17 protein-coding genes are annotated in these 14,402 nt (G+C 64.1%); 12 read left to right on the forward strand and 5 right to left on the reverse strand.

The window, feature by feature from the left end; genetic code table 11:
* The first annotated feature begins 58 nt into the window (after positions 1–58).
* Positions 59–502, forward strand: a complete 444-nt coding sequence (locus EOA79_RS10430; protein WP_095776734.1) for a carboxymuconolactone decarboxylase family protein — start codon at positions 59–61, stop codon at positions 500–502.
* Positions 503–572: 70 nt separating this feature from the next.
* Entirely contained in the window at positions 573–806 is a 234-nt protein-coding gene (locus tag EOA79_RS10435) for a hypothetical protein (RefSeq protein WP_164746687.1), read from the forward strand.
* Positions 807–906: 100 nt separating this feature from the next.
* Here EOA79_RS10435 and EOA79_RS10440 read toward each other — a convergent pair whose 3' ends face one another.
* Together EOA79_RS10440 and EOA79_RS10445 are read right to left on the reverse strand one after the other, a co-directional pair.
* The gene (locus EOA79_RS10440) at positions 907–1,926 is read right to left on the reverse strand and encodes an LLM class flavin-dependent oxidoreductase (RefSeq protein ID WP_095825128.1); all 1,020 of its coding nucleotides are present in this window, start codon (positions 1,924–1,926) and stop codon (positions 907–909) included.
* Positions 1,927–2,093: 167 nt separating this feature from the next.
* Positions 2,094–3,587 (reverse strand): aldehyde dehydrogenase family protein, encoded by a 1,494-nt coding sequence (locus EOA79_RS10445; RefSeq protein WP_095825127.1) that lies wholly within the window; start codon positions 3,585–3,587, stop codon positions 2,094–2,096.
* Positions 3,588–3,791: 204 nt separating this feature from the next.
* On the opposite strand from EOA79_RS10445, the gene EOA79_RS10450 reads away from it, so the two are divergent.
* Together EOA79_RS10450 and EOA79_RS10455 are read left to right on the forward strand one after the other, a co-directional pair.
* The gene (locus tag EOA79_RS10450) at positions 3,792–4,553 is read left to right on the forward strand and encodes a COG4280 domain-containing protein (RefSeq protein ID WP_095825126.1); all 762 of its coding nucleotides are present in this window, start codon (positions 3,792–3,794) and stop codon (positions 4,551–4,553) included.
* Between the two features lie 90 nt (positions 4,554–4,643).
* Complete coding sequence (locus EOA79_RS10455; RefSeq protein ID WP_066991559.1) at positions 4,644–4,862, forward strand: hypothetical protein; 219 nt, start codon at positions 4,644–4,646, stop codon at positions 4,860–4,862.
* 43 nt (positions 4,863–4,905) lie between these two features.
* Here the strand turns inward: EOA79_RS10455 and EOA79_RS10460 are convergent, their stop codons facing one another.
* Together EOA79_RS10460 and EOA79_RS10465 are read right to left on the reverse strand one after the other, a co-directional pair.
* Positions 4,906–5,091 (reverse strand): hypothetical protein, encoded by a 186-nt coding sequence (locus EOA79_RS10460; protein ID WP_095799570.1) that lies wholly within the window; start codon positions 5,089–5,091, stop codon positions 4,906–4,908.
* 131 nt (positions 5,092–5,222) lie between these two features.
* Entirely contained in the window at positions 5,223–5,855 is a 633-nt protein-coding gene (locus EOA79_RS10465) for an isoprenylcysteine carboxylmethyltransferase family protein (protein WP_127335333.1), read from the reverse strand.
* 196 nt (positions 5,856–6,051) lie between these two features.
* Between EOA79_RS10465 and EOA79_RS10470 the strand changes: the two genes are divergently transcribed.
* The 3 genes from EOA79_RS10470 to EOA79_RS10480 are packed head-to-tail and all read left to right on the forward strand — an operon-like array spanning position 6,052 to position 8,550.
* Complete coding sequence (locus EOA79_RS10470) at positions 6,052–6,729, forward strand: winged helix-turn-helix domain-containing protein (protein ID WP_066991553.1); 678 nt, start codon at positions 6,052–6,054, stop codon at positions 6,727–6,729.
* A gap of 56 nt (positions 6,730–6,785) precedes the next feature.
* A complete protein-coding gene (locus EOA79_RS10475; RefSeq protein WP_095799568.1) occupies positions 6,786–7,166 on the forward strand; it encodes a YkvA family protein in 381 nt (126 codons plus the stop codon).
* A gap of 4 nt (positions 7,167–7,170) precedes the next feature.
* Positions 7,171–8,550 (forward strand): HAMP domain-containing sensor histidine kinase, encoded by a 1,380-nt coding sequence (locus EOA79_RS10480; protein WP_095825124.1) that lies wholly within the window; start codon positions 7,171–7,173, stop codon positions 8,548–8,550.
* Between the two features lie 9 nt (positions 8,551–8,559).
* On the opposite strand, the gene EOA79_RS10485 is transcribed toward EOA79_RS10480, so the two are convergent.
* Positions 8,560–9,426, reverse strand: coding sequence for a helix-turn-helix domain-containing protein (locus tag EOA79_RS10485; RefSeq protein ID WP_095799566.1), 867 nt, complete (start codon positions 9,424–9,426; stop codon positions 8,560–8,562).
* 106 nt (positions 9,427–9,532) lie between these two features.
* Between EOA79_RS10485 and EOA79_RS10490 the strand changes: the two genes are divergently transcribed.
* The 5 genes from EOA79_RS10490 to EOA79_RS10515 form a co-directional block, all read left to right on the forward strand.
* Entirely contained in the window at positions 9,533–10,801 is a 1,269-nt protein-coding gene (locus EOA79_RS10490) for an ABC transporter substrate-binding protein (RefSeq protein ID WP_066991538.1), read from the forward strand.
* Positions 10,802–11,067: 266 nt separating this feature from the next.
* Positions 11,068–11,928: a sugar ABC transporter permease gene (locus tag EOA79_RS10500; RefSeq protein WP_095825122.1), complete on the forward strand. Its 861-nt coding sequence runs from the start codon at positions 11,068–11,070 to the stop codon at positions 11,926–11,928.
* Positions 11,925–12,761: a carbohydrate ABC transporter permease gene (locus EOA79_RS10505; RefSeq protein WP_095825121.1), complete on the forward strand. Its 837-nt coding sequence runs from the start codon at positions 11,925–11,927 to the stop codon at positions 12,759–12,761. Before EOA79_RS10500 ends, EOA79_RS10505 begins: the two co-directional genes overlap by 4 nt.
* A 12-nt stretch (positions 12,762–12,773) precedes the next feature.
* A complete protein-coding gene (ugpC, locus tag EOA79_RS10510; protein WP_095825120.1) occupies positions 12,774–13,859 on the forward strand; it encodes a sn-glycerol-3-phosphate ABC transporter ATP-binding protein UgpC in 1,086 nt (361 codons plus the stop codon).
* Between the two features lie 55 nt (positions 13,860–13,914).
* Positions 13,915–14,402: Gfo/Idh/MocA family oxidoreductase (locus EOA79_RS10515; RefSeq protein ID WP_164893840.1), on the forward strand; the 488-nt coding region annotated here is incomplete at its 3' end.

The raw sequence follows: 14,402 nt of genomic DNA on the forward strand, positions 1-14,402 counted from the left end.
CAAAGGGGGCGCGGGGCGGGCGGCAATCCCTTCGATCCCAACAAACAGGAGACTGATCATGAAAAACATTCTCACAGGCATAGGCTTCGCCATCGCTACCGTACTTGCCGCACCGCTCGCCGTTGCGCAGGAACTGCCGGCGGCCGAGCAGACCTACAAGGAAATCGAGGCGACGCTCGGCATCGTGCCGAGCCATATCAAGGCCTATCCAAAGTCGGCAGTCGCCGGCGCTTGGGCGATGTTCAAGGGTCTCGAGCTTCAACCCAAGAACAACGCTCTCGAACCGAAGGTAAAGTCGCTCATCAACGTCGCGGTGGCGGCGCAGATTCCGTGCCGTTACTGCATCTGGCTGGAAACCAAGATGGCCAAGGACCGCGGCGCCACCGACGAGGAGGTCGCCGAAGCCGTGGCCCATGCCGGCTACGTCCGGCACTGGAGCGCCGTGCTGAATGGCCTGCAGATCGACTTCGAAACCTTCAAGACCGAATTTGGCGGCGACTGACGGCAGGCGGTGCCCGGCGTTTCAACCGGGCACCGCCCCTTCCTGCACGCCCCACCACATGGGAACTCTCATGGAACTGCTCATCAACGCGGCGAACATTCTTTACGTGATTGCCTACTTCACAATGGACATGCTGCGCCTGCGAATGCTCACCCTGACGGCGGCAACCTGCCTGGCAGTATACTTCTACTGCCAGCCCGTCCCGATGTTGAACGTCGTGGCATGGAACGTCTTCTTCATCGGCCTGAACGTGGTCCACATCACCCGGATCGTGCGCGAGCGGTACACTGGCGCAGCGAGCTGATTGCCGGTGGCAGTGCCTCAAAGCATCGGGTGCGCCGATTCGATCATGGCCCCGAAATCGAGTTTGGTCTCGCCTCGCGGCCGTCGAATCGCTCGATTGATCACCGCCAGCCGAGTGCCGGCGCGACGTGCTTCAGGATCGCCTCGATGACATGGGCGTTGTAGTCGACGCCGAGCTGGTTGGGCACGGTGAGAAGCAGCGTGTCGGCCTCGGCGATCGCCTCGTCTTGCCTGAGCTGCTCAACCAGCAGATCCGGCTCGGCGGCGTAGGTACGGCCGAAAACGGCGCGCTTTTCCGGCTCGATATAGCCAAAATGATCCTCGCCCTCGCTGCCGCCGAAATAGGCGCGGTCCATGTCGTTGACCAAGGCGAAGATGCTGCGGCTCACCGACACGCGCGGCTCGCGCGCATGGCCGGCTTCCTTCCAGGCTGCGCGGAAGGCTCTTATCTGCTCAGCCTGCTGGATGTGCAGCGGCTGGCCGCCCTCGTCGAATTTCAGCGTCGAGCTCTGCAGGTTCATGCCGAGCTTGGCCGCCCATTCGGCGGTGGCGTTGGTGGCCGCGCCCCACCAGATGCGTTCGCGCAGGCCGGCCGAGAACGGCTCGAGCCTGAGCAGCCCAGGGGGATTGGGAAACATCGGCCGCGGATTGGGCTGGGCGAAGCCTTCGCCGCGCAACAGATCGAGGAGGATCTCGGCGTGGCGGCGCGCCATGTCGGCATCGGTCTTGCCCTCTTCCGGCACGTAGCCGAAATAGCGCCAGCCATCGATCACCTGCTCGGGCGAGCCGCGGCTGATACCGAGCTGCAGCCGGCCGCCGGCGATGAGGTCGGCCGCACCCGCATCTTCGGCCATGTAGAGCGGGTTCTCGTAGCGCATGTCGATGACGGCGGTGCCGAGCTCGATACGCTTGGTCTTCGCGCCGGCCGCGGCAAGCAGCGGAAACGGCGAGGCGAGCTGGCGGGCGAAATGGTGGACGCGGAAATAGGCGCCGTCGGCGCCGAGCTCCTCGGCCGCGACTGCAAGGTCGATCGACTGCAGCAACGCGTCGGCGCCCGAGCGCGTGCCCGATTGCGGGGCGGGCGACCAGTGCCCGAACGACAGAAATCCGATCTTCTTCATGCGCTCCGTTCCGCGTCGGGCGGCCCGCTGAACCGCTCGTGTTCTTGTGTTGCTCCAGCGCAATACCAGGAAAACGTGCGACGGCGTTCCGCCGCGGAATTGCGCAATGCAACGCAAATAGTTGAAGCCGTGCGGCTATTCAACGAAACGCGACCGGATACAGACCGTCAATCGATCCGGATCCAGACGCCCTTGGTGTTGAGATATTCGTCGAGATGCTCGGCGCCGCCCTCGCGGCCGTAACCGCTCATCTTGTAGCCTCCGAACGGCACGGCCGGGTCGATCGCGTGATAGGTGTTGACCCAGACCGAGCCGGCGCGCAGCCGGTTGGCGAGCTGGTGCGCCTTGCCGACATCCTTGGTGAACACGCCGGCGCCGAGACCGTAGGGCGTGTCGTTGCCGCGCCGCACCGCTTCGTCCAGCGTGTCGAAGGGCAGCGCCGAGATGATCGGCCCGAAGATTTCCTCGCGCGCGATGCGCATGCCGTCGGTGACGCCGGAAAACACGCCGGGCGTCATGAAATTGCCTGCGGCCAGCGCGCCCTTGGTCATGCGCTCACCACCTGTCACCAGCCGCGCGCCCTCGCGCGCGCCGTCCGCGATGAAGCCCGTCACGCGCTCGAGCTGTCTTGGCGAGATCAGCGGTCCGATCTCGGTCTCGGGGTCGGCGCCGTCGCCGATCCGCAGCTTTGCCGCGAAGGCCGCGACGCGTTCGACGAATTCGTCATAGATCGGCCGTTCGACGAAGAGCCGGGAGCCGGCGATGCAGACCTGGCCGGAATTCGCGAAGACCGACATGGCCGCCACCGGCACGGCGCGCTCGATGTCGGCATCGGCGAGCACGATCACCGGCGATTTGCCGCCTAGCTCCAGCGACACGCGCTTCATGTTGGCGGCCGAGGCGCGCAGAATCGCCTGGCCGGTGGCGGTCGAGCCGGTGAAGACCACCTTGTCGACATCCATATGCGCCGCGAGCGGCGCACCGGCTTCCGCGCCCGTGCCGGTCACGACGTTGACGACGCCCGGCGGCACGCCGGCCTCCTGCATCAGGTCGGCGATCAGAAGCGGCGTCAGCGGTGCCTCTTCCGACGGTTTCAGCACGATGGTGCAGCCGGTGGCCAGGGCTGGGCCGATCTTCCAGATCGAGGCGGCGGTGGGCGCATTCCACGGAATGATCGCGCCGACCACGCCGACCGGCTCCTTGCGCGTGTAGGAGACGATCTCGCCGGGCAGCGAATTGCCGATCGTCTGGCCGTGGATCGACGTCGCCATGCCGGCATAGAAGCGCAGCATGCCGAGCACGCGGTTGCGGTTGGCCAAAGTGCGGGTGATCGGCATGCCCATGTCGGTGGTGTCGGAAAGCGCCAACTCTTCCCAATGCCGTTCCATGAGATCGGCGATCTTCAACAGCAGCAGCTGGCGCTCATAGGGCTTGAGGCGGCTCCACGGTCCCTCGAAGGCGCGCCGCGCGGCGGCCACTGCCAGGTCGACGTCCTTGGAATCCGCAAGCGGCACGGTGCCCAGCACCGCGCCGGTGGCGGGGTTGCGCGTCTCGAAAGTCCGGCCGCTCACCGCATCGCGCCACTCACCGTCGATCATCATCTGCCGGTGCCGGCCGTCGATCGGCGTGCGCAGGGGAAGGTCTCTCACCGATAACGTCATCTGAAGCCGCTTCCTCTGATGAGCATGGCCTTATGCCACCGGCCTGCGCACGGGCGCAAGTTCGCCGCCGCGGTCGAGAATGTGCAGCCGGCGACGGCTGATTTGTCCATCCGCCATACTTTGTGCGTCATCGCCTGTTGAACAAGGCTGAACCGGCCCCGCCTTCCGAAAAGGGCGGCGAAACACGGACCTCGGTAGCCATTCATGCATGACCTGACGCCCGTTCTCTCCACCGTGGCCGCTTCGTTCCTGGCGTCCTTTGTTGAGGTGGTCGAAGCCTTCACCATCGTGCTGGCCGTCGGCGTGACGCGCGGCTGGCGGCCGGCGCTGACAGGCGCCGTCTCGGCGCTCGCCGTGCTGGCGGCGCTGGTGCTGGCTTTCGGACCGCTGCTGCAGCTGATCCCGATCACGCTCCTGCAATTCGTGGTCGGCGTGCTTCTTATCCTGTTCGGCATGCGCTGGCTGCGCAAGGCGATCCTGCGCAGCGCCGGGATCATCGCGCTCCGCGACGAAGAGGCAGCCTTTTCCAGGGAAACCGACGCGCTGACCCGCTACGCCAACGATCGTCGCGCCGGCTATCTGGCCGGCGTGGCGGCCTTCAAGGCGGTGCTGCTCGAAGGAGTCGAGGTGGTGTTCATCGTCATTGCAGTCGGGACCGCGCATGGCCAGACGCTCTATGCCGGTCTCGGAGCGCTGGCCGCATTCGTGCTTGTAATGCTGATCGGCCTCGCCATGCACCGGCCGCTGGCGCGTGTGCCGGAAAATGCGCTCAAATTCGTGGTCGGCCTGATGCTGACCAGTTTCGGCGTGTTCTGGACAGGCGAAGGCCTCGGCGCCGAATGGCCGGGCGAGGATTTTGCGCTGCTTGCCATCTTCGTCGTCATCGCCGCGGCATCCTTCGCCATGGTGCGCTGGCTGCGCAACGCCCACGTGGCTGCTGCCAAAGCAATTCCAGGAAAAGTGTGAAACGGTTTTCCGTCCGGAATTGCGGTCAAAAAGAAACAGAGCGGCTTGCCGTTTCCGTGAAATGGTGAACCGCTCGAAGGGAATTGCCCGATGAAAATCGTCCGCCTCGTCCTGAAGGAGCTCGTCGGCATGTTCGTCGACGACGGCAGCCTTGCGCTTCTGGCACTGCTTCTGATCGCTTTGGTCGCCGGCGCCGTGAAGCTTCTGGCGCTGCCGCCGCTCCTCGGCGCTGTCCTGATCCTGATCGGCTGCCTGGCGATCCTTTTGGAAAGCACAAGGCGCGGCGCGCGCGGCGGAGGCAAAGGCTAAGCCGGCCTGATGGGTGGCGCGGGCCAATTCGACGCGACGCGCTTTAGGCTCGGAGGGCGCGACTTTCCTCGCCGATCGCGCGTTTGACGAAAAGCTCGGCGTGCTCGGCCCACTGGATTTCTGTGACGTTGTTCTCGCGAACCGATCGCTTGAAAGCTTCCCGCAACGCGTCGAGTTCAAACACCGACAACCGTCCGAGCGTATCGTGTTTCGACGTGCGAATTTCCATCACGCAGCCCAACAGCCCAAGTCATAAAGAGGTATATGCTTCGCCAGCTCGGACTCAAGGCATTGCCCCTGACTTCTTTTGGGTGCAATCGCTGGGCTTTTTAGCTCGGGCAGCGAAACGCCCAATCGCAATCAGTAGATTGTGAACAAGGTCGGCAGCATGCCGATCATACGAAAATGCTCGACCGCCTCGATAAGCGGAAAGAAGGCCAGAAAATATAGGCCGTCCCGGAACGTGCTTTTCAGCGCGCTGGTGGAAAAGACCCAGTGGTCCTCGTCGCGGTAGAGCATCGGATTCGGCCAGAAACGCGGCGTCCGCTCGGCATAGGCCGTGTAGGCGGCGCCGAACTTGCCGGACAGGAACTCGGCCTCCCGGCCGGCGGTGAACGGGAAGACGAGGAAGCTTGCAAGCCCAAGCATCGCCGCGGCCAGCACCGATCCGAACATCAGCCCGATACCCACCGCTCCGATGATCGAGAAGAAATAGAGCGGATTGCGGCTCATCGAGAACGGACCGGAGACGACCAGCTCGTCGTTCTTCCTGCCGCCGACATAAAGAATGCTCCACAGCCGGCCGAGAAAGCAGACGAGCACGAAGCCGAAGCCGGCCGTCTCCATCAGCTCGTGTCCGCTCGAGCCCTCGCTGAGGAACGGCTTGGCAAACAGCAGCAAGACGATGGCCGTCACTGCGGCGACCTGGACGACGATCAGGCGCTTGTGCTGGTCGAAGGCCTTTGGCGCTGACTTGAGCGATGTGTAAGCCATTCGATTTGAGTCACTCCGGCCGGGCCAGCGCTCCCCTAACCTTTCTCGCGCCCGGCGGCGAGGTCTTCCCATTATTTTCGATCATTCTTACGAATTTGTAAGGACCCGGACAGGCCTGCGTAAGTCCGGCTTGTGGGAATGGGGCCTCGCCGATGCTACCGTGCCGCTTGAACTCGACACCGGACGATAGGCCAAGATGCGACTGCTGCTGGTTGAGGATGACCCAAGGACTGCCGACTACATCGTCAGGGGACTGAGCGAGGCCGGGCACGCCTGCGATCTCCTGCGCAATGGCCACGAAGCGCTCGCCGCGGCAACCCGCAATGCCTATGACGTCATCGTTGCCGACCGTATGGTCCCCGGTCTCGACGGCCTGTCGATGATCAAGGCGGTGCGAGCGGCGGGCATCAAGACGCCGGCGATATTCCTGACCTCGATCGGCGGCGTCGACGACCGGGTGGAAGGGCTGGAGGCCGGCGGCGACGACTATCTGGTCAAGCCCTTCGCCTTTTCCGAACTGCTTGCCCGCATCAACGCGCTCGGCCGGAGGCCGGCGGCGCAGGAGCAGAAGACCAGCCTTCGTGTCGCCGACCTCGAAATGGACCTGATCATGCGGCGCGTGACCAGGCAGGGCAGGACCATCGACCTGCAGCCCCGGGAGTTCAGCCTGCTCGAAGTGCTGATGCGCGGCGAGGGCCGGGTGATTACCCGCACCATGCTTCTGGAGCGCGTCTGGGACTTCCATTTCGACCCCAAGACCAGCGTCGTCGAAACCCATATCAGCCGGCTCAGGGCCAAGGTCGACAGGCCGTTCGACGTGCCGCTCATCCATACCGTGCGCAACACCGGCTACAGCCTGCACGCGCAGGGTTGACGATCCATGCCTGATCGCATCTCGCGCCTCCGGCCGGCTGTCCGTATATAAGCGACATGGCGATGCTGGACTCCACAAGGCAATGGGCGCTTCGCATGAAGCGCGACGTCGTGGCGCTCTGGCTTGCCGCCCGCGATCCACGCGTCCCCTGGTACGCAAAGGTCGTGGCCGGCGCGGTCGCGGCCTATGCGCTGAGCCCTGTCGACCTCATTCCGGATTTCATTCCGATCATCGGCTATCTGGACGATCTTGTAATCGTTCCGCTCGGCATCCTGCTTGCGGTAAAGCTGGTTCCGGCCGGGCTCATGCGGGAATTCCGCGACACCGCCACGCGCAGCACCCGGCCGGTCAGCCTGACCGGTCTGATCTTCATGATTGCCGTCTGGATCGTGGCGGCCCTGGCCCTGCTATGGCTGTTCTGGCCGAGCCCCGCCTGAAACGATGAAGGAAGCACGCCCCAGCCTGCTGCGCAGCACGCCGTTCCGCCTGGCACTGACCTTTGCCTTCCTGTTCGTGCTCGCCTTCATCCTGTCCGGCGCGGTCGTCTATCAGCTGATGAGCGCCGATCTGGCGAGGCGGCTCGATAAGTCCATCAAGGAGACCTATTCGGTCGTTGCCCTGACCTATGCCGCCAACGACAAGGAGGATCTTGTCGCCTCGGTCAACAACAACGCCGACCTCAGCCCCGACAAGGACCAGCTTTTCTCGCTGACCGACCCCGCCGGCAACCGTCTGGCAGGCAATTTCACCGCCTCCGGCCTGCCCGACGGTTTCTCGATGTTCGCCGCCAGATTGCCGGGCGTGCCGCCCGACACGATGTACCGCGCCTATACCGGCGAGGTCGGCGGCAACAATCTGACGGTTGCCTTCTCGCTTGCCGAGACGGACGAGTTGAAGACCATCGTGCTGATGAGCTTCGGCTGGGGCACGCTGTTTATCACCGGGCTCGCCATTGCCGGCGGCGCCCTGCTCGCCTCGCGCGTCCAGCGGCGGCTCGACGGCATTGCCGCCACCATGGTCGACGTCTCGCACGGACGGCTCGACGCGCGCATCCCGTTGACCGGCAATGGCGACGACATCGACGCCGTGTCCACCCAGGTGAACGCAGCCCTCGACCGCTTGTCGGGCCTGGTCGACGGCATGCGGGAGGTGAGCGCCAACATCGCGCACGACCTGAAGACGCCGCTCAACCGCCTGCAGATGATCCTGGAGCAGGCTGCCGACAAGACCGCCTCCGGCGAGACCGTTTCAGCCGAGCTGGCCGATGCGCGCAGCGAAAGCCGGCAGATCAACGACACCTTCGATGCGCTGCTGCGCATCGCTCAGATCGAGGCCGGCGCGCGCAAGGCCCGCTTTGTCGATCTCGACGTCGGCAGTGTCGTCGACACCATCGGCGAGGTCTATGCCGACGTCGCCGAGGATGACGGAAAATCGTTGTCGACGACGCTCGTTCCGGACACCAAATGGTACGTCCACGGGGACCGCGACCTGCTGATGCAGATGCTCGCCAACCTAGTCGAGAACGCGCTCAGGCACTGTCCCCCCGGCACAGCGATCGAGCTGTCGGTGACAAAGCAGGGCGAGCGTGTCCTCGTCCATGTCCGCGACGATGGGCCCGGCATTCCGGCCGGCGAGCGCGAAAAGGTCTTTCAGCGGCTTTACCGGCTGGATTCCAGCCGCACGACGCCGGGCAGCGGCCTCGGCCTAAGCCTCGTCAAGGCGGTCGCCGACCTGCATGGCGCGTCGATCACGCTGGAGGACAACCATCCAGGGCTTGCCGTCATCGTCGACTTCCCCGCGGTGAGGGAGCCGGCCGCCTGACGGCGGGCTTCAGCGCACGCCCGCCCTGCGAAAATCGGAGGGCGACATGCCGGCAAGCTTGCGGAACGACTTGTTGAAGGCGCTGAGCGAGCCGAAGCCCGAGTCCATGGCGACCTTCAGCACATTGGCGCCCTCATGCATCAAAAGCGCCTGGGCATAGCTCAGCCGCAGCAGATTGACATATTCGTTGAGCGTCATGCCGGTCGATTTCTTGAACAGGCTCATGGCGTATTTCGGATGGATGTCGGCCGCCGCCGCGATGTTCACGCAGTCGATGTCGTAGAGGAAATTCTCGGCGATGAAATCGCACATGCGCCCGACATTTCGCGAGGACTGCTGGTCGAAGGCGCTGCCGGCGCCGTGTCCGGACGCGGTTGCCGGCACCAGCCGGTACGGCTCGAAGCGCACGCGCTCCAACCGCAAGAGCAGCTCGTTGACGGCGTGTTCGGCCTTGGCCGCATCGCCCGAGCGCGCATACTCGTTCCAGCGCTTGAAATTGTCGTTGTCGGACTGGTCGGTGGCATTCGTCACCAGCGTCGCGCCCGTCATCAGCCGATGCCGGACATCGGCCGGCAGATGCAGCCTGAAGAAATGCACCAGCGGCAGATGCGCGCCGGCATAGATGGCGTCATCGGTGAGATCATCCATCTGGTGCGGCAGCCCGCCCCAGAACAGGCACATCTCACCGGCAGAGAGCGCGATCTCATGCTCCGCCATGCGGTAGTGCACGCTGCCGCGCACGATGAAGTTGACCTCGACCTGGGCGTGCCAATGCGGCTTCAGCATCACCAACGGCTGGTTGTGGAACATCTGCAAGGCCAGCGGCAGGCCTTCGACGCTGCTCGCGCCTGGCTGGTAGAACGGACGCTGAGGCATCTTACTTTCCGCCAATTTCTTATTCCCTTTGTCGGGGACAAGCCTTCCGCGCCGCATAATCTAGCCAGGCTCACGGTGAGAGAGCAAACGAAATGGGAGGATTTCAATGCGCACCACACTGACCTGCGCCGCGCTTTTGCTTGCCCTGGGCTCCGGCCCCGCTTTGGCGCAATCCGGCGAACTCACGATCTGGAGCTGGAACATCGCCGCTTCGTCGCTGAAGGCCACCGTCGAAGGCTTCAACAAGAAGTACCCCGACATCAAGGTCACCGTTCAGGACCTCGGCAACCAGCCGACCTATGACAAGTCGATCGCCGGCTGCGCCGCCGGTGGCGTCGGTCTGCCCGACATCGTCTCGATCGAGAACGGCGAGGCCGAGAACTATTGGAGCCAGTTCCCGGACTGCTTCGTCGACCTGCACACGCTGGGCTACAGCGCGGAAGACCAGAAGAAATTCCCCGATTTCAAGCGCACCGAGCTCGAGGTCGGCGACAAGGCCTATGCGATGCCCTGGGATTCCGGCCCGGTCGCCGTCTTCTACCGCCGCGACTTCTACGAGAAGGCCGGTGTCGACCCCGCATCGATCAAGACCTGGGATGATTTCATCGCCGCCGGCAAGAAGATCCAGGCCGCCAACCCCGGCGTCATAATGACCAACGCCGACTTCAACGGCGATACCGAATTCTTCCGCATGATCTCCAATGAGCAGGGCTGCGCCTATTTCGCCGAGGACGGCCAGTCGATCACGGTCAACCAGCCGAAATGCGTCGACGCCATGACCAAGGTCAAGGAAATGAAGGACGCCGGCATCGTTTCTTCCGCCGACTGGTCGACCAAGATCACCAACAACACCGCCGGCACGGTCGCCACCCAGGTCTATGGCGGCTGGTATGAGGGCACGATCCGCACCGAATCGCCGAAGGAAAGCGGCAAATGGGGCGTCTACCTGATGCCGAGCCTGACCGCCGACGGCCCGCGCGCCGCCAATCTCGGCGGCTCCTCTTTGGCCATCACCTCGGCCAGCAAGAACAAGGAAGCGGCCTACGCCTATCTGAAATACACGCTGGAGACCAATGAAGGCCAGATCACCATGCTGAAGGATTTCGGCCTGGTGCCGTCGCTGATTTCCGCGCTCGACGATCCTTACGTCGCGCAGGGCCAGCCCTATTGGGGCGGCCAGGCGGTCTGGAAGGACATCCTCGCCACGCTGCCGAAGGTCGTCCCGAGCCGCGGCACGCAGTTCCAGAGCGATGCCGAGATCATCGTGCGGGCCGTGCAGACCAAGTATCTTGCCGGCGGCTATCCCGATGCCAAGGCCGCGCTCGACGACGCCGCAAGCCAGATCGCCTCTGCGACCGGCCTGCCGGTCAAGTGAGCGTCGCTTTTCCTTCTCCCCTTGTGGGAGAAGGTGGATTGGCGCGTAGCGCCAAGACGGATGAGGGGTGTTGGACGGATTGCCGTCGTTGCCAAGCTGGAACACCCTCATCCGGCCGCTTCGCGGCCACCTTCTCCCACAAGGGGAGAAGGCAAGACAGGGCAGCGCCTGCATCGACCATTGGCACTGCTCCAGCAATTCAACACATGATCAAGACCGTGCCCGCTAGGAAGGCGCGACCCGAAACTGGAAGGAGGAGGAACACGATGCGCTACCGCAACGCCGCCGCGTATCGCTTCCTCACGCCTTATCTCCTGATCTTCGCCATCTTCTGGATCTGGCCGATCATCAGCTCCTTCCTGATCTCCTTCCAGGCGACCCGCACCGTGCCGTGGCGCTTCGCGCCGACCTTCAACTGGGGCCGCCTGATCGGCGATCCCGCCTTCTTCAACGCGCTGAAGAACACGCTGCTTATCCTCGTCATCCAGGTTCCGGTGATGATCTCGCTGGCGGTCGTGATGGCGGTGCTTTTGAATTCGGCGCTGCTCAAGGCGCGCGGCCTCTACCGCTTTGCGTTCTTCGCCCCCGTCGTGGTCGGCGAGGTCGCCTACTCGGCGGTGTTCCGGCTGATGTTCAGCCTCGATTTCGGCATCGTCAACAAGCTGTTGAGCAGCGTCGGCCTGGAGAAGATCGACTGGTTCTCCAACGTCACGCCGGCCATGGCGCTGATCATGATCGCGGTGACCTGGCGCTGGGCCGGCTACAACGCCATCATCATTCTTGCCGGCCTGCAATCCATTCCCGATGACGTCTACGAGGCCGCCACGCTCGACCGCGTCAGCAAGGTGAAGCAGTTCTTTTACATCACCCTGCCGCTGTTGAAGCCGGTCATCGTCTTTTGCGCCGTGCTGTCGATCATCGGCACCATGCAGCTCTTCACCGAGCCCTTCCTGATCACCGAACGCGGCGGGCCGGGCGGCGGCACCGAAACCCTTGGCCTCTTGCTTTACCGCCAGGGCTTCCGCTCGCTCAATTTCGGCTATGCCTCGGCGATCGCCTACACCATGGCGGGCCTCGCCATCGCAATCACGCTAGTGCAGCTCTGGCTGACGAGGGAGCCGAAATGACCTCGCGCTCGCAAAGGCGGCTCGGACGCAGCATCCTGCTGCATCTCGTCCTGACGCCGCTGGCGCTGATCTGGCTGTTCCCGCTGTGGATGATGGTGGTGTTCTCCACCATGCCCGACAACGGCATCTTCAGCCCCGGCATCGAGCTTCTGCCGCATGACAGCTTCCTCGACAATTTCAACAATCTGCAGCGCGACACCAATTTCGTCGGCGCGATCGGCATCTCGGTCTCGGTGGCGGTGACCTACACCTTTCTCTCGGTACTGGTGACCTCGATGGCCGGCTGGGCGCTGGCGCGCTACGACTTCCTCGGCAAGGGCGTGGTGGTGGCGATCATCTTCGGCACCATCACGCTTCCCTACGCCGTGGTGCTGATCCCGCAATTCATCATGGTGGCGCGCGACTTCCAGCTCGCCAACACCTGGATCGCGCTGATCGTGCCGCCGCTGTTCAATTCGCTCGGCGTGCTCTTCATGCGCCAGGCCTTTTCGATGATGCCGGCCGAGCTGGTCGACGCGGCGAGGGTCGAAGGCGTGAAGGAATGGCGCATCTTCCTGTTCGTGGCGCTGCCCTTGGCGCGGCCGATGCTGGCGGCCCTCGCCATCATCCTCTTCCTCGCCTCGTGGAACAACTATCTCTGGCCGCTTTTGATCAACAGCCAACCCGGCGCGATGACGGCGCCGGTGGCGCTCGGCACGCTGATCGGCCTGACCAAGGTGTCGTGGGGCGGCATCATGGCCGGCGCCGTCATGCTGACCGTGCCGATGCTGATCGTCTTCGTGCTGCTGCAGCGCCATTTCATCGCCGGCATCGCCGCCGGCGCGGTCAAATAGGATAGGAACGAAATGGCCGCCGTCACCCTCACCAATGTCGTCAAGCGTTTCGGCACCTTCGAGGTCGTCCATGGCGCCAATATCGACATTGCCGACGGCGAGTTCGTCGTCTTCGTCGGCCCGTCGGGATGCGGCAAGTCCACGCTTCTTCGCATGGTCGCCGGGCTGGAGGACATCAGCGGCGGCGAGATCGCCATCGGCGGCAAGGTGGTGAACGATGTCGAGCCGGCCGACCGCGGCATCGCCATGGTGTTCCAGTCTTACGCGCTCTATCCGCACATGACGGTGGAGCAGAATCTGAGCTTCGGCCTGCGCATGAACGGCAATCCGAAGGCCGACACCGAACGGCGGGTCAAGCGCGCCGCCGAAATCCTTTGCATAGACGAGCTGATGCAGCGCCGGCCGAAGCAATTGTCCGGCGGCCAGCGCCAGCGCGTCGCCATCGGCCGCGCCATCGTGCGCGAGCCGCAGGTGTTCCTGTTCGACGAGCCGCTTTCGAATCTCGACGCCGAGCTGCGGGTGCAGATGCGCGTCGAGATCTCGCGCCTGCACAAGGAGCTCGGCGTCACCATGATCTATGTGACGCACGACCAGACCGAGGCGATGACGCTGGCCGACCGCATCGTTGTGCTCAAGGCCGGCAATGTCGAGCAGATCGGCGCCCCGCTCGACCTTTACGACGATCCGGCCAACCGTTTCGTCGCCGGTTTCATCGGTTCCCCGAAGATGAATTTCATCGCGGCGAAGGTCGTCGATTTGTCCAACAGCGCCGCGACCGTCGAGCTCGTCAATCATGGCGGCGCCAGACTGCGCAAGCCGCTCTGCGGCCCCTTGCCGGCGCCCGGCGCGGAAGTCGTGCTCGGCGTCAGGCCGGAGCATTTCTTCGAGGCCGGCGAGGGCGACTGCGACATTTCGGTCAAGGCCGACGTCGCCGAGCATCTGGGCTCGGTCAGCTATGTCTACGCCGATGCCGGGCCGGAGGAGCTGATCATCGAGCGCGAGGCCAGGCGCCAGCGCGCCGGCAGCGACCACTTCACCGTCTCGATCAAGCCCGAGCGCTCGCTGCTCTTCGACAAGACAGGCGCCAGGATTCGCTGACTTTCCTTTCTGCCCGATCGCGAAGGCGTGGCGGCGACCGCATGGAGAATTGGACATGACATCCGGAAAAATTCGCTGGGGCATCCTCGGACCCGGCAGCATCGCCAAATCCTTTGCCGGCGGCCTGGCGCAGTCGCGCACCGGCGAACTGGTCGCGCTCGGCGCTCGCAATCCCGGCAAGCCGGGCCTTGCCGAGACGTTTCCGGGCGCGCGCATCCTCGACGGCTATGACGCGCTGCTTGCCGACGAGGACGTCGATGCGGTCTATATTTCGATCCCGCATCCAGGCCATGCCGAATGGGCGATCAAGGCGGCAGAAGCCGGCAAGCATGTGCTGTGCGAAAAGCCGCTGGCGCTCACCGCCTTCGAGGCCGACGCCATGATGCATGCGGCGCGAATAGCGGGCACCTTCCTGGGCGAAGCGTTCATGTACCGGCTGCATCCGCAGACGCTGCAGCTGGTCGAGCTGATCAAATCGGGCGCCATCGGCGAGGTCCGCATGATCAAGTCGAGCTTCGGCTTCGCCATGCCGGGCTTCATGCC

The organism is Mesorhizobium sp. M1A.F.Ca.IN.020.03.2.1 (genome assembly GCF_004023205.1).
Lineage (GTDB): Bacteria > Pseudomonadota > Alphaproteobacteria > Rhizobiales > Rhizobiaceae > Mesorhizobium.

What these genes read in the sequence shown, in the direction of transcription:
- EOA79_RS10430 (WP_095776734.1), top strand. Translation starts at nt 59, where the DNA reads ATGAAAAACATTCTCACAGGCATAGGCTTCGCCATCGCTACCGTACTT.
- EOA79_RS10435 (WP_164746687.1), top strand. Translation starts at nt 573, where the DNA reads ATGGAACTGCTCATCAACGCGGCGAACATTCTTTACGTGATTGCCTAC.
- EOA79_RS10440 (WP_095825128.1), bottom strand. Translation starts at nt 1,926, where the DNA reads ATGAAGAAGATCGGATTTCTGTCGTTCGGGCACTGGTCGCCCGCCCCG.
- EOA79_RS10445 (WP_095825127.1), bottom strand. Translation starts at nt 3,587, where the DNA reads ATGACGTTATCGGTGAGAGACCTTCCCCTGCGCACGCCGATCGACGGC.
- EOA79_RS10450 (WP_095825126.1), top strand. Translation starts at nt 3,792, where the DNA reads ATGCATGACCTGACGCCCGTTCTCTCCACCGTGGCCGCTTCGTTCCTG.
- EOA79_RS10455 (WP_066991559.1), top strand. Translation starts at nt 4,644, where the DNA reads ATGAAAATCGTCCGCCTCGTCCTGAAGGAGCTCGTCGGCATGTTCGTC.
- EOA79_RS10460 (WP_095799570.1), bottom strand. Translation starts at nt 5,091, where the DNA reads ATGGAAATTCGCACGTCGAAACACGATACGCTCGGACGGTTGTCGGTG.
- EOA79_RS10465 (WP_127335333.1), bottom strand. Translation starts at nt 5,855, where the DNA reads ATGGCTTACACATCGCTCAAGTCAGCGCCAAAGGCCTTCGACCAGCAC.
- EOA79_RS10470 (WP_066991553.1), top strand. Translation starts at nt 6,052, where the DNA reads ATGCGACTGCTGCTGGTTGAGGATGACCCAAGGACTGCCGACTACATC.
- EOA79_RS10475 (WP_095799568.1), top strand. Translation starts at nt 6,786, where the DNA reads ATGGCGATGCTGGACTCCACAAGGCAATGGGCGCTTCGCATGAAGCGC.
- EOA79_RS10480 (WP_095825124.1), top strand. Translation starts at nt 7,171, where the DNA reads ATGAAGGAAGCACGCCCCAGCCTGCTGCGCAGCACGCCGTTCCGCCTG.
- EOA79_RS10485 (WP_095799566.1), bottom strand. Translation starts at nt 9,426, where the DNA reads ATGCCTCAGCGTCCGTTCTACCAGCCAGGCGCGAGCAGCGTCGAAGGC.
- EOA79_RS10490 (WP_066991538.1), top strand. Translation starts at nt 9,533, where the DNA reads ATGCGCACCACACTGACCTGCGCCGCGCTTTTGCTTGCCCTGGGCTCC.
- EOA79_RS10500 (WP_095825122.1), top strand. Translation starts at nt 11,068, where the DNA reads ATGCGCTACCGCAACGCCGCCGCGTATCGCTTCCTCACGCCTTATCTC.
- EOA79_RS10505 (WP_095825121.1), top strand. Translation starts at nt 11,925, where the DNA reads ATGACCTCGCGCTCGCAAAGGCGGCTCGGACGCAGCATCCTGCTGCAT.
- ugpC (WP_095825120.1), top strand. Translation starts at nt 12,774, where the DNA reads ATGGCCGCCGTCACCCTCACCAATGTCGTCAAGCGTTTCGGCACCTTC.